The sequence below is a fragment of the Janthinobacterium darwini genome (assembly GCF_051380905.1).
In the GTDB taxonomy this organism is placed as follows: Bacteria; Pseudomonadota; Gammaproteobacteria; order Burkholderiales; family Burkholderiaceae_D; genus Janthinobacterium.
The window spans coordinates 1,217,217-1,230,639 of sequence record NZ_JBNYXX010000001.1 but is presented as its reverse complement, the minus strand read 5'-3'; the positions used below and the strand labels follow the sequence as shown (position 1 = coordinate 1,230,639).

13 protein-coding genes are annotated in these 13,423 nt (G+C 64.8%); 8 read left to right on the top strand and 5 right to left on the bottom strand.

Annotation, left to right across the window (positions count from 1 at the left end; genetic code table 11):
* Positions 1-1,455 (bottom strand): M20/M25/M40 family metallo-hydrolase, encoded by a 1,455-nt coding sequence (locus ACQ4WZ_RS05655; protein WP_436572767.1) that lies wholly within the window; start codon positions 1,453-1,455, stop codon positions 1-3.
* A gap of 173 nt (positions 1,456-1,628) precedes the next feature.
* Here ACQ4WZ_RS05655 and ACQ4WZ_RS05650 point away from each other — a divergent pair, with 173 nt between their 5' ends.
* The 3 genes from ACQ4WZ_RS05650 to ACQ4WZ_RS05640 all read left to right on the top strand — a co-directional run bounded on the left by ACQ4WZ_RS05650 (position 1,629) and on the right by ACQ4WZ_RS05640 (position 3,823).
* The gene (locus ACQ4WZ_RS05650) at positions 1,629-2,159 is read left to right on the top strand and encodes a GNAT family N-acetyltransferase (protein WP_436572766.1); all 531 of its coding nucleotides are present in this window, start codon (positions 1,629-1,631) and stop codon (positions 2,157-2,159) included.
* A 120-nt stretch (positions 2,160-2,279) separates the two neighbouring features.
* Entirely contained in the window at positions 2,280-2,729 is a 450-nt protein-coding gene (locus ACQ4WZ_RS05645; protein WP_101481803.1) for a glycine zipper 2TM domain-containing protein, read from the top strand.
* A 143-nt stretch (positions 2,730-2,872) separates the two neighbouring features.
* Complete coding sequence (locus tag ACQ4WZ_RS05640) at positions 2,873-3,823, top strand: PP2C family protein-serine/threonine phosphatase (protein ID WP_436572765.1); 951 nt, start codon at positions 2,873-2,875, stop codon at positions 3,821-3,823.
* Here the strand turns inward: ACQ4WZ_RS05640 and ACQ4WZ_RS05635 are convergent.
* Positions 3,804-4,223, bottom strand: coding sequence for a DUF2177 family protein (locus ACQ4WZ_RS05635; protein WP_101481805.1), 420 nt, complete (start codon positions 4,221-4,223; stop codon positions 3,804-3,806). The genes ACQ4WZ_RS05640 and ACQ4WZ_RS05635 overlap by 20 nt on opposite strands.
* A 340-nt stretch (positions 4,224-4,563) precedes the next feature.
* Between ACQ4WZ_RS05635 and ACQ4WZ_RS05630 the strand changes: the two genes are divergently transcribed.
* The 5 genes from ACQ4WZ_RS05630 (at position 4,564) to ACQ4WZ_RS05610 (ending at position 11,307) form a co-directional block, all read left to right on the top strand.
* Positions 4,564-6,138, top strand: coding sequence for an FHA domain-containing protein (locus ACQ4WZ_RS05630; RefSeq protein WP_243858021.1), 1,575 nt, complete (start codon positions 4,564-4,566; stop codon positions 6,136-6,138).
* Positions 6,139-6,530: 392 nt separating this feature from the next.
* The gene (locus tag ACQ4WZ_RS05625) at positions 6,531-7,133 is read left to right on the top strand and encodes a metal-dependent hydrolase (protein WP_101481806.1); all 603 of its coding nucleotides are present in this window, start codon (positions 6,531-6,533) and stop codon (positions 7,131-7,133) included.
* Between the two features lie 105 nt (positions 7,134-7,238).
* Entirely contained in the window at positions 7,239-7,748 is a 510-nt protein-coding gene (locus ACQ4WZ_RS05620) for a sigma-70 family RNA polymerase sigma factor (protein ID WP_436572764.1), read from the top strand.
* The gene (locus ACQ4WZ_RS05615) at positions 7,748-8,716 is read left to right on the top strand and encodes a FecR domain-containing protein (RefSeq protein ID WP_436572763.1); all 969 of its coding nucleotides are present in this window, start codon (positions 7,748-7,750) and stop codon (positions 8,714-8,716) included. Before ACQ4WZ_RS05620 ends, ACQ4WZ_RS05615 begins: the two co-directional genes overlap by 1 nt.
* 113 nt (positions 8,717-8,829) lie before the next feature.
* Complete coding sequence (locus ACQ4WZ_RS05610) at positions 8,830-11,307, top strand: TonB-dependent siderophore receptor (RefSeq protein WP_436572762.1); 2,478 nt, start codon at positions 8,830-8,832, stop codon at positions 11,305-11,307.
* 9 nt (positions 11,308-11,316) lie between these two features.
* Here ACQ4WZ_RS05610 and ACQ4WZ_RS05605 read toward each other — a convergent pair whose 3' ends face one another.
* The 3 genes from ACQ4WZ_RS05605 to ACQ4WZ_RS05595 form a co-directional block, all read right to left on the bottom strand.
* Entirely contained in the window at positions 11,317-12,204 is an 888-nt protein-coding gene (locus ACQ4WZ_RS05605) for a pirin family protein (protein ID WP_133990513.1), read from the bottom strand.
* Positions 12,201-12,599 (bottom strand): OsmC family protein, encoded by a 399-nt coding sequence (locus tag ACQ4WZ_RS05600; protein ID WP_101481810.1) that lies wholly within the window; start codon positions 12,597-12,599, stop codon positions 12,201-12,203. Before ACQ4WZ_RS05600 ends, ACQ4WZ_RS05605 begins: the two co-directional genes overlap by 4 nt.
* Before the next feature lie 78 nt (positions 12,600-12,677).
* Complete coding sequence (locus ACQ4WZ_RS05595) at positions 12,678-13,397, bottom strand: SIMPL domain-containing protein (RefSeq protein ID WP_243858019.1); 720 nt, start codon at positions 13,395-13,397, stop codon at positions 12,678-12,680.
* Between the last annotated feature and the right edge of the window lie 26 nt (positions 13,398-13,423).

Sequence of the window (13,423 nt, the reverse complement as noted above, 5' to 3'; positions counted from 1 at the left end):
TTACTCCGATTGCTCCGGGGCCCGCCCGATCTCGCCATCGATATTGGCCAGGAACCAGGCCAGCGACGACATCAGCGCCACGTTGCGCTTCAGGTTCTCCGGGTCGACCTTGTCCAGCGTGTCGGCCGGCGTATGGTGGTAGTGGAAGTAGCTGTGGCTGTCGACCAGCGGCTCGAAGCTGGGCACGCCGCCCGTTTCCAGGCGGTGCAAGTCGCCCGTGCCCAGCGCGTCGCGGCGCGTGAACGCGTGCGCACCGATTGGCTGCAAGGCGGCGCGCAGGGGCGCGAACAGCTTTTCCGACTTCGGCCCGACGCTGGCCAGGATGCCGAACGGGCGGCCGGCGCCGCTGTCCATCTCGATGGCCGCATATTGTTTTCCAAGCGCCAGCTTGTGGGCTTCGAAATAGGCCTGGCCGCCACGGCCGCCATTTTCCTCGTTCATCCACGCGATCACGCGGATGGTGCGGCGCGGGCGGTAATCGAGCTTTTTCAGGGTTTCCACCACGCCCATAGCCGCCACCACGCCGGCGCCGTCGTCGTGCGCGCCCGTCGCCAGGTCCCAGGAATCGAGGTGGCCCGAGACCACCACCACTTCGTCAGCCTTGTCCGTGCCCGGCCAGTCGGCGATCACGTTATAGCTGTCCGCCTCGGGCAGGTTTTGCGGCGTCAGTGTCAGGTGCATTTTCAGGGGACCGCGCGCGGCCAGGCGGCCGATCAACAAGGCGTCTTCCACCGTGACAGCGGCGGCGGGAATGCGTTTATTGTCATCGAGGCCCGTGGCGCCCGCATGCGGGATGCGGAAGTTCGCGCCGCCGATCGAGCGCACCAGCGCGGCAGCCGCGCCCAGGTCGGCCGCCGCCTTCGGTCCATTGAAACGGAAGCGCGAACCCTGGCCGTAAGTCACGCCGGCCAGGCCCCGCTCGGCCATCTCCTGGTCGAACGGCGTATCGATCAGCACGATGGCGCCCTTCACTTGCGCCGCACGCGCCTTGAGCTCCTCCAAGCTTTTGACAATGATGAGGGGCGCCGTCAGGCCGGCGGCCGGAGTGGCACCGGAGCCGCCCAGTGCGGTGAGCACCACGCGTTGCGACACGCCCTGCGGACGGCCCGCATAGTCGACGATTTCCGCCGTTTCCACACCGCGCACCCAGTGTGGCACTTTCACGGGCTGCAAGGTGACAGTGGCGCCCAACTGGCGCATGGCCTCGGCCACCTGCTGCACGGCGGCGGCCGCGCCGGCGGAGCCAGACAGGCGCGGGCCGATCAAATCCGTCATGTCAGCCAGGCGGGCATACGCCCAGTCGCTTTGCAGCGCCGTGTCGCGCACCTGCGCCAGCGCCTGCGGCGCATCGCCTGGCGCGGCGGCAAAGGCGCTGGCGGCGCAGCCAAGGGCGATGGCAATGGCGATGGACAAGGACGAACGGCGCAGTGGCGCGCCAGTCAAAATGGTATGCATGTGATTTCAGTTCCAGTCAACAAGGTCGAAGCGGATACGCCGTGGCCAGGGGCAAGGCGCGGCTTTCTACGATAGCGTATTTATTCTGTCATTGCAGCAACTTTTACGGGATCGATTGCCTCTTTCCTCCAGAGTCGATACCATGCAAAGCGTGATCGTTACCGGATACCTCCATGCTCAAGGGAACACTCTGTACCGTCCGACATTTGCAGGCTGCGGACCTGAATGCCTATATTTCCCTCGTCAACGACCTGCCCTCGCGCGGCGAGTTTTTCTCCATGCAATTCAAGTCGCCCGAGGCCATGCGGCGCGATTTCCTGCAATCGGGCTTTGTCACCGAGGACAGCGAATTGTTCCTCATCGAAGACAAGGCCCAGCACATCATCGGCACGATCACGCATTTCAAGAGCCGCACGCCAGCCTCGCGCGAAATCGGCTACCGCCTGTTCGACCGGCAGCGCGATGGGCAGGGCTACATCAGCGAAGCGACGCGCCTGGTGATCGACTACCTGTTCAACGCCTATCCGTATCACCGCCTGGAACTGCTGATGGATCCACTGAACATCGGCTCCGAGCGCATCGCGCAAAAGAACGGCTTTACCCAGGAAGGCTTGATGCGCCAGGCCTTTTTTATCAACGGCGCGATGCACGATGTCAAAATGTACAGCCTGCTGCGGCCCGAATGGCAGTCGCGTGCACGCTGACTTGTTACCATCGGAGCAGGATTGTAATAAGTTGTATTAGACATGGAACAAGCGGGGAGCAGCAGATATAGTCCAGTCCATGCAGATCATTGTGATCTCGCCGGAATGGAAGGAAATGCCATGTTGAACAAGAAACTCCTGGGTGCGGTAATGGTAGCGGCAGTGGCTGTGTCTTCGGCCGCAGTCGCCGGTGACCGCGACTTCAATACCGTTGCTGGCGCCGTCGTCGGAGCGGCCATTGGCAACAGCACCGGCGGCCGCAATGGCGCGATCGTCGGTGGCGTGCTTGGCGCCGCCGTCGGCAACAGCATCAGCACGAATGACCGCTATTACGACCGTGGCGGCTATCGCGGCGGCTACCGCGAAACCTATTATGCGCCTGCGCCGCAACCGGTCTACTACGCCCCGGCGCCGCAACCCGTGTACTACGCGCCGCCACCGCGCTACTACGGCCCGCCGGCTGTCGTCTACGTGCAACCGGGCCGCGGCTACTACCGCGACCATGGCCGCCGCGGCTACTATGACCGGGACTACCATGACCGCGGCCACGGCTGGGGCCATCGCCGTTAAGCACCACCCTGCACCATGCGAAACCTGCGCCAGCCTGCTGCCGCAGGTTTTTTTGCGAGATAGGCAAGGTATCACCGCTGCACAATTTCGGCTAAGCTGTGTCCTATGATCAACTTAACTGGCCGCCTGGACCGCACCGACCGATGCATTTAATCAAAGACGCGCTTGACTTCGGCCCCTGGATCGATGCCGCCGCCGGCACCAGCGTGGGCGCCGGCCCCATGCCGCGACGCGAAAACCAGGATAACTTCCTGCTGATCGATGCCAGCGGCCACGCCGTCTGCCTGTCACGGCAGGCGCCATTCCACTGCCAGGTGCCGGGCTGGCCGCGCGGCCATGTGCGCGCAGCCGTGCTCGACGGCATGGGCGGCCACGGCCATGGGCGCGAGGCGGCGGAAGCGGCCGTGCAAGGCTTGCTGACCATGCCCGCCTGCCTCGACACGGCTAGCCTGGCAGCAAGCCTCGACGCCTTGCACACGCGCTTGCAGGACAGTTTCGCAAGAAGCGCACCCGCCCAGGCGCGCCCCCCCGGCACCACCCTGACCTTGCTGGAGGTGCCGCCCGGCGAAGCCCCGCTGCTGTATCACGTGGGCGATTCGCGCCTGTATGAGCTTGCCGACGGCGCGGCCAGCATCCTGACCGTCGACCACGTGCCAGCCACCGTGTACGCCATGCGCGGCGCGCTCGACGAGACGCGCTGGCGCGCTACCGTGCACGGCGAGCACCATCCGCAAATTTCGCAGGCATTTATTTTAGGCAACGCCATCAGCGACAGCTTGCAGCTCGACAAGCCCCTGCGCGGCCTCGATGCGGCCACCTTGCCGCCCTTCCTGGCGCATCTGGGCGACCGCCGCGTGCTGCGCGTGCGGCCCGGCGCCCACTATGTGCTCGCCAGCGATGGCTTCTGGGCCTGTGACGATCCGCTCGCTCTCACGGGCCGCTGGCCCGCCTTGTGTGCCGGCAAGAGTGCAGCACAGGCCGTCGGCGCCCTGTTTGACGACTTCCTCGCCCACCCGCCAAAAGGCTTGCATAGCGACAACATTACCTTGCTGGCGCTGCGCTTCGATGCGGCGTTCACCGGCCCAGGCGGCTAGCTGCCAGATAACCGGCCGTTGCCGACGCGGCCGACAACACGCTGCCCCAGGCCATGTCGATCATCGTCAAGCCCAGCGGCCAATCGCGCAGGGTCGCGTAATTACTCAAGTCATAAGTACCATAGGCAAGCAGGCCGAGCAGCGCGCCCAGTGCCGCCGCCGTGCGCCCGCGGCGCGCACGCAGTCCGGGCAGGATGGCAAAGACCAGCAGCCCCGCCACGTACAGCAGATAAAACAGCGTGGCCGGCGCCCAGCGGGGCGACTCCGCCAATAGCGGACCCAGCGCCGCGGCATACACGGGCCGCATCAACACCGCCAGCCACAGGGCATCGATGGCCAGGAACACAGACAAAGTGGCGCCATAGGCTATGGCAAGCTGAAGCGGGCGTTGGGCAGGCATGGTCGTCTTTCGATTCAAACGTGAGGGGATCGGCTGCGCCAGCATAATGCAAAACGTCCCAGGCTCGCATCGCGGGCGTAAAAATACCCCGCCGGCGCGCACGCGCATCGAGGGGAAGCGATTCCATGTAATATCAGAACAACATATCAAGAAAGATATAAAATATGTTTTTGAGCAATGGTTTCCTTGGCGCGTATTGCAGGGTGTGACCGGGAACATGAATTCGGGCAAAAAGAGCGCATTCCGGCGCTGCGAAAGTTGCCAAGCAGGCGCAAAAGCGCGTAAGCTCTCATGTAGAACAGAGGGCAAAATGCCCCCGCTCGATTCGAGTCAGAATGTCATGAAAAAATGCAGCAACCCGGAGCACCCGCACTGTACGTTCTGGGTCTTGCCTGGGGAAACAGTCTGTGCGGGCAACCACCCGCAAGCGACCAATGCCCCCAGCAGCTACGACCTGTTGACCGCACTGCGCAGCGCCCGTTCCGAGCCATCGGCAACGGCGCTTTCGCACGCCCCGGCCCATGATCCTGCCTTTCAGGCCGTGAGCAGCAATGTACCGCTCTCCACCGCACCTCCGCCATTCACGCCAGCCGCCGTTGCCGCGCCAGCGGCTGCGCCGGCCTACCAGCCCGTACAAACCCATCTGCACATCAGCGGCTTCGATCCCCGTGCGGCAGGCGGACGGCAAACCCTGAAAATGGAACTGCGCGGCATGAGCGCCGCCTGTGCGCCGCAACTGACCTTGCGCCTGCGCTCGGACCTGATACCCCGTGGCCATGTGCAGCATGATTTCGTGCGTACCACCCGCGGCGACTGGCGCCCCGTGTTTGTCGAGTTCTCCTCGCGCAACAAGGAACACGGGCAGTACCAGATCGAAGTGGAAGTGCACAGCCATGTCGACGGCGCCGTGGCGCAGAAATGGGTGTGCACCTTCGTCATCCTGGTGCCGCGCCGCGATGCCACCCTGACGGAAATCCACCAGATCTTCCTCAGCACGCACAAGAATGTACGCGTGATGGCCGACGACGCCTCGATCGCCCGCGTCACGGGTGGCGACGGCTGTAACCTCGACGTGACGGCGCGCAATGCCGGCATCGCCCACGTGGATTTATCTGCGCCGCAAGGCAAGATCGACATGGGTTTTACCACCATCGCCTGGGACGAGGAGTTGATCGAAGTCGACCTGCCCGCCGCCAGCCACTGCCATCCGCATCCGAGCCAGGCCGCCTGCCTCGTCAATGCGGCGCCGGAAGCGGGCGAACAGCGCCAGATCCGTCTGTTCGCGCTGGAAGAATGCATGCTGGGCCGCTTCGAGCTGGTGGACCCGGAAGCCGATGTGCTGCTCAGCCATTTCAACCCCGACGGCCAGGACAACAATGGCTTGACACGGCGCCTGTCAGGCCGCCATGCCATCATCCGCCGCGGCCAGCAAGGCTTTGAAATCGAGGACGTGTCACGCTACGGTGTGCTGCTCGACGGCGTATGGCCTGGCAAGCACAAGCCAGTTGCCCTTCGGCTGGGCATGCGCATCGAACTGTCTGCCAGCATCAAGGGAATCGTCGTGCTCAGCGTCACGGCCATCCTTGCGCACGGCGTAATCCTGCACCGCATCGACCACGGCGCCCGCGCCGAATGTTTTTACCTGCTGCTGCCGGAAGCCCAGCCCTCGCCAGCCACCCACCTGGCCACGCCGCAGGCCAGCTGCCTACCCGTGCTCTTCCACCGCAACGGCGGTTTCTGGCACCTGGACACGGCCAGTGGCAAGGAAACAGCACTGGCCCCCGCTACCGCTCTGGATAAACTCAGCGGCTTCGCGCGGCACAAACGCTTCGCCAGCGAACCGTATCCGGAATGCTGGATCATCCGCACCGAGGGTGCGGCGCTGTGCGATAGTAGTACCATGCAAACCGCCTGATGCAACGACGTCCTGCACCGCCCTGATCGCTAGCGCGGCACCAGTACGAGAAAAATCATCGACAAGCCGAGTATAAACACCGCTTCCAGCGTAAACACGATGGCGGGGATTTGCAATTCGCGCGGGATTTTCATGGCAAGACCTCTTCAAAACGTAGGACTACCTTCAGCATAGTGCGCCCTGCGCCAATTGCATTATCAGCCGCACAATACACTTGACTGGCCGGCATGCGTTGCCGAGCTCGCTGGCAAGGCCATTCCGACACACAATTTAACAAATTATCGCCAGATATTCTGCAAATACTCCCCCCTCACGCCCTTGCATACTGTATATTCATCCAGTTAATATCCCTTGCATTTCACAAAGCGTCCGCATGGCGTTTTACATTTCCTATGGCTTCCAACAAAGCGCACCATGCGACCGGCTGGGCTGCCGGCGTGATTGCCGCGGCCCTGGTCGCGCACGCTGACGCCGGTGGGCCCTATCAAGTGCTGAGCATGCTCGCCTTTATCATGGGCGCGCTGGGCGGCACGGCGCCCGACTGGCTGGAAGTGGCCTGGTGGGCGCGCACGCACCGACTGTGGATCACGCACCGCACCTGGACGCACTGGGGCCTGGCCTGGATCGCCCTGCTCATCTACACCTACCTGCAATTGCCGCACCACCTCTGGGCACCGCCCCTGTTCGGCTTTGCGGCGGGCGGTATCATGCATCTGCTGGCCGACTGGCCCAATCCGCTGGGCGTGCCGTGGATCTTTCGCCGCCACTCTCTGCGCTGGTGGAAAAGCGGCCGCCATGACATCATCGTCATCGCCGCCGCCTGGCTGGCCGCCACGGTCGTGGCCGACCATGTGTTTTTCGATGGCATCCACCTGCGGCGCACCCTGCTGGCGCTCGACAGCCTGCTGCACTGGTCCGCCACTGCCCTGCAGCAAGCCTGGGCGGATCTGCAACAGTGGCAGGAACGCTGGCGCCTTGGTGGCGGCGCCAATTGACGCGGGCGGCGTGGCAATGTGATAATGAGTATCATTCTCAAAAAGCCCAGCCAGCCGGCACACCGCGTTCCGTCAGCCCAGCTCTTCCCTTGCCTGGAGAACGCAGTGAGTACCGTCAGCCCCACCCATGCCAGCCACCTGAGCACCCTGTACAGCGAGCACCATGGCTGGCTGTATGGCTGGCTGCGCGGCAAGTTGGGCAATCGCGCCGAGGCGGCCGACCTGGCGCAGGACACCTTTTTGCGCCTGCTGGGCAAGCGCGATGCGGTGCCCCTGCGCGAGCCGCGCGGCTACCTGGCGACGATTGCGCGCGGCTTGCTGATCGACCGCTACCGGCGCCAGGCGCTGGAGCACGCCTACCTGGAAGCGCTGGCCCAGCAGGCCGAACCGGTATCGATGTGCGCCGAATCGCATGCCATCATCATTGAAACCCTGCTCGCCATCGACCGCCTGCTCGACAGTCTGGGCGCGCGCACGCGGGCCATCTTCCTGCTGGCGCAAATCGAGGAACTCAGCTATGTGGACATCAGCCGGCGCCTCGGCATATCCCTGCCGACCGTCAAGAAACACCTGGTGCGCGCCTACACGGAATGCCTGCTGCTGGCGGCCGGCTGATGTTTTCCCCTTCCGCCCCGCATTCAGCCCCAATCCCCCGCAAAGTGCTGGCCGCCGCCGCCCACTGGCATGTGGAACTCCAATGCGGCAGCGCCGACCCGGCAGCGCTGCAGGCATGGCGCGACGCCAGCGCCGAGCATGAACGGGCCTGGGAACTGCTGCAGCGCATGGATGGCCAGCTGGGCACGATACCCGCCAGCCTCGCCCTGCCCGCGCTGCAGGCGGCGCAGCAACGCCGGCGCGCGGCCGCCAAGATACTCGCGCTGCTGGTGGCGGCCGGCAGCGGCATCGCGCTGGGCCAGGCAGGCCTGCAGTCGGGCCCATGGCAAGCCCTGACGGCGTCCTTGCGCACGGCGCCGGGCCAGCGCCGCCACGTCACCTTGGCCGATGGCGGGCGCCTGGAGGTCAATACGGATAGCGCCCTGGATGTCGCCTACAACGCCACGCAGCGCCGCATCCGCCTGCACCATGGCGAAATCATGATCACGACGGCGCCCGATCCGCGCCCCTTCCTGGTCGACACCCGGCACGGCGTGATCCGCGCGCTGGGCACGCGCTTCGGCATACGCTGCGACGCCGATGGCAGCACCGTCAGCGTCTTCGAGCACGCCGTAGAAGTGCGCTGCGCTGCACGACCGGACGCCGTGTGGCGCCTGGAAGCGGGTCAGCAGCTACGCTTTGGCGAAACTGGCGCGGATAATGTGCAGGCCACGCAAGCGCACCAGGACAGCTGGCTGCGCGGCATGCTGGTGGCCGCCGACTGGCCCCTGCAACAACTGGTGCGGGAACTGGCGCGCTACCGGCGCGGGCGCCTCGCATGCGACGCCAAGGTGGCGCGGCGGCCCGTCACGGGCACCTACCGCCTCGACGATATCGACGCCGTGCTGGAAAGCCTGTGCGCCTCGCACGGGCTGCAAGTGACCTACTTCACACGCTACTGGGCCACGGTGGCGGCCAGGCCCGCATAATTATTTTCAGCCTTTTTGCGCAAGGGGTTGGTGTTTCGATGCGCTGCTTCGGCTTCATAGATAAGTAGCCGATTCATCCTCCATTGACCACACCCTGAGCAGAAAGACCGAGCATGCAGCTGACCACCCCCGTCCTCCATCCCGCCGCGCGCGCCATCCGCCTGGCCGTCCTCACCATGGCTTGCGCCGCCCCCGCCGCCTTCATCGCCGCACCCGCCCTGGCGCAAGGCCAGGCTGCCGCCGCAGCACCGCAACCCTACGCCGTGCCCGCCGGCCCGCTGGCCACTGCCCTCAACGATTTTGCCGTCGCCGCCGGCGTCAGCCTGTCGACCGATCCCGCGCAGACGCGCGGCCTGCGCTCGCCCGGCGTGCGCGGCAGCTTCAACGTAGCCCAAGGCTTTTCCCAGGTGCTGGCCGGCAGCGGCATGGAAGCGGTGCAGCTGCCGAACGGCGCCTACGTGCTGCGCCAGGCGGCGCCATCCTCCACCTCGGAGGCTGGCGTAGAAAAGACCATGGCGCCCGTGATGGTCAGCGCCAGCATGGAGCGCGACCCCGTCAGTGAGCACAGCAGCTCGTACGCGGCGCGCGCCGTCACCGTCGGCAAGGGCGTGCAGACCCTGCGCGAAATTCCCCAGTCCGTCAGCGTCGTCACGCGGCAGAAAATGGACGACCAGAACCTCAGCACCATTGACGCCGTGCTGGCCAATACCACCGGCATCACCATGTACGATAGCCCCATGGGCGGACGCTATGTGTATTCACGCGGTTTCATGGTCGAGACCTACCAGTTCGATGGCGTCAACCGCGCCATGTACTACCCGCAGGCGAACAGCTTTACCAGCAATACCGCCCTGCTGGATCGCGTGGAAATCGTGCGCGGCGCCACGGGACTGCTGCAGGGCACGGGTTCGCCGGGCGCCGCCATCAACATGGTGCGCAAGCGCCCGCTGGCGGAAAAACAGACGCAACTTGCGCTCAGCGCGGGCCGCTGGAACGACGTGCGCGGCGAAGTCGACGTCACCGGCCCCTTGAACGAGTCGGGCAGCATCCGCGGCCGCGTCGTGGCTGCGCACGACCAGCGCGATTATTTTTATGACGTGGCCAACAGCCGCACCGACGTACTGTACGGCGTGCTGGAATTCGACCTGGCGCCGGGCAGCAAGCTGACGACGGGCGCCAGCTACGAAAAACTGCACTCGACCCCGTTTTTCTCCGGCATGCCCCGCTACCTCGACGGCAGCGACCCGAAACTGCCCCGCTCGACCTACCTCGGCGCCGATTGGAACCGGTGGGACAGCCGCCAGACGGCCGCCTTCGCCGAATTCGAGCACCGTTTCGATGCCGACTGGTCGCTGAAAGCCAGCGCCAACTACACGCGCGAACAGCATGACGTGAAATACATGTTCAACCTGGGTGCGCTCAACCCCGCCACCCTGGCCGGCATGATGATGTACGCCGGCGTGTTCGACTATGGCACCACCAACAAGGGTGTCGACTTGTCGCTCGATGGCAAATTCAACGCCTTTGGCCGCCGCCACGGCTTCAGCGCGGGCATCAGCACGAACCGGCTGGAAAACGACAGCGATTACAGCCTGGCCATGATGAAGCTGCCCAATAGCGCCCTGCAACCCAATCACGGCGTAGCGGAACCGAGCGATGCCTGGCTTCGCGAAAATCGCTATGGCGGTGCTCACAGCCTGACGACCATGACGCAGACGGGCGCGTATGGCGTGGCCCGTTTCAGCGTCAGCGACCCGCTCACCGTGGTGGCCGGCGCGCGCGTGTCGAACTACAAATCGAGCAGCGTGTACCGCGACACGGGCGAGGTGTATCTCGACCCCTACCGCGAAAACGGCGTCGTCACGCCGTATGGCGGCGTGATCTACGCATTCGACAAGGACTGGTCCGGCTACGCCAGCGTCTCCGACATCTTCCAGCCGCAAAACCAGCGCACGGCCGATGGCGCCTTGCTCGACCCGCTCAAAGGGCGCAACCTGGAAGTGGGCGTGAAAGGTGAACTGTTCAACGGCAAGGTCAATACCTCGCTGGCGCTGTTCCGCATCGAGCAGCGCAACCGCGCCGAGGCTGATCTGGTCAATATCTGTACCAGCGGCACGGAGTGCTATTTCTCGACGGGCAAGGTGCGCAGCGAAGGCCTCGACGCGGAAATCAGCGGCGAAGTGGCGCCGGGCTGGCAGCTGTTCGCCGGCTACACCTTGAACAACTTCAAATACCTGGACCAGACCTCGATTGTGGGCGTGATGTTCGCCAGCACCTACTCGCCGCGCCACATGCTGCGCGCGTGGAGCGACTACCGCCTGTCCGGCGCCTTGCAGAAGTGGAGCGTGGGTGGCGGCGTGAACTTCCAGACGGAGAGCTCGCGCACCACGCGCGACGTGAAGGTGGCGCAAGGCGCGTACGCCTTGTGGAGCGCGCGCGCCGCCTACCAGATCGACCGCAACTGGACGGCGGCGCTGTCCGTGACGAACTTGCTCGACAAGCGCTACTACCAGACGGTGAGCGCGCCTGCGTGGGGCAATTTCTATGGCGAACCGCGCAAGGCGCAACTGACCTTGCGCGCGCGTTTCTAAACGAAATGCCTATGCCGAAGGCCGCAATGGCGCCTTCGGCAGCGGAATGAATTCCGTCTCGCCCGGCACCTGCCCCATGCGCTGGGCGCTCCAGTCGTCGGCCGCCTGCGACAAGCGCTCCTTGCTCGATGAGACGAAATTCCAGAACAGGAAGCGGTGGCCGTCCAGCGGCTCACCGCCGATGACAACAAACTGCACCGGGCCGCTGCCTGCCGTCACGACAGGCACCTTGCCCTCCTCCAGCAAGGCCATGGTGTGCGGCAGCAGCGCCACGCCATCGACCAGCACGTCCCCGCTGATCGGGTAAATCGCCGCTTCCGCCGGCAAGCCCTCCAGGCGCAGCGCCTTGCCCGCCTGCAGCGCCACGTCCAGGTACAAGGTCTGCATATAGGTGCGCACGGGCGAGGTCTTGCCAAACGCCGTGCCAATCAACACTTTCACGATGGCGCCATCGAGCGGCACGACGGGAATGTCGGCCTGCGGCGTGTGCGTGAAACTCGGTTCATCCTCTTCATGCGCCTTCGGCAGCGCGGCCCACAGTTGCAAGCCGTGGGTACGGTGCGGTTGTCCCGCCAGGTCGTGCGGCGTGCGCTCGGAATGCACGATGCCGCGCCCGGCCGTCATCCAGTTGATGGCGCCCGGTTCGATGCGCTGATAAGACCCTATGCTGTCACGGTGGTCGATCGCGCCTTCGAAGAGATAGGTGACGGTGGCCAGGCCAATATGCGGATGGGGGCGCACGTCGTGGTTGGCGTCCGGCGCCACGTCGATGGGGCCGAAATGGTCAAAGAAAATGAAGGGGCCGACGGCCTGTTTTACTGCAGAAGGCAGCAAGCGCCGCACGACAAAGCCGCCCCCGAGGTCCTTTTCGTGGCTTTTCAGGATGGCCGCGCTCATGCCAGCACCGTCGTCACTTCGGTGGTCACAGCCGTCATCAGCTTGTGCAGCGGGCATTTGCCGGCTGCGGCCAGCAATTCCTGGCGCTGCGCGTCGCTCAAGTCACCGGTCAGGTGCAGGGTGGCGGCCAGGCGGTACACGCCCTTGCGCTCTTCGCTGGCATCGCGCTCGGTCGACACTTCCACGTGTTCCAGGGGGATGCCCTTGTGCCTGGCGTACCAGACCACCGTGAGCGCCTTGCAGGCCGACAGGGCTGCGTCGTACAGGTCGTGCGGAGACGGGCCTGCATCGCCGCCACCTTCCTCTATCGAGGCGTCGGCGGAGATGATGTGATCGCGCACGTGCACGATGTGGCGCATGGGTTGCGACTGGTCGCGGATGGCTTTGATGGTCATGGCGTTCCTTGGTGCGTTTGGAAAGCCACAATTTACACCGTTTGCCCGCTTTGCGCAGCCCGCTCCCGGGGCGCCTGGCTATTTGATGCGGAACACGGCGTCGACCGTCTGCGCCATCTTCAGGCTGGTGACGATCAGCATGTCGTCGGGATTTTTCTGCGCGCGACTGTTGGCGCGCTGGTAACGATCGGACGGCACCAGGCCCACCGCATTACCCAGGTTTTTCAGCTGGTCCGACGAGATGCCTGCCACGGCGCCCGCCCGCTTGCCGAAGCCGCGCGCCATCGCGTCGGCCTTGCGCTGCGCATCCTTGACGGCCTCGCCCACCAGTTCCTCCTCCAGGCGGACGCGCTGCGTGGCGCCGAAGGTGGTGGCAAACGCATCGAGATTGGGCATGGCCAGCAGCGGGCGCATGACGGCGGGCCACTTTGACAGATCCGCCACGTTGATATGCACGCTGGCCTTGATCAGGTACTGCGGATTGGCCGGGTCCTGCTCGGCGCCCTTGCGGATTTCCTTGCGTACGTCGCGCACCTCGATGCCTGCCGCCGCCTCGGCCAGGCCTTGCTCCAGCAACAGCGCCTTGATTTCCGTGATGCGCGTCTGCACGAGGGCCGTGGCCACCTCCGGCACGGGGTCGTAGACGCTGACGTCGAAGTCGATCTCGCCCAGGTCCGGCATGATGAAACTGTAGGCCGTGCCCGTCGCATGGATGAAGGGGTAGGCAGGCAAGTCGCCGGCAAGGGCAGGCATGGGCAGGCAAACGAAGAGGATGGACAGCAGGCGGTTCTTGAACACGGATACTCCAGCGCAGTTAAGATGCA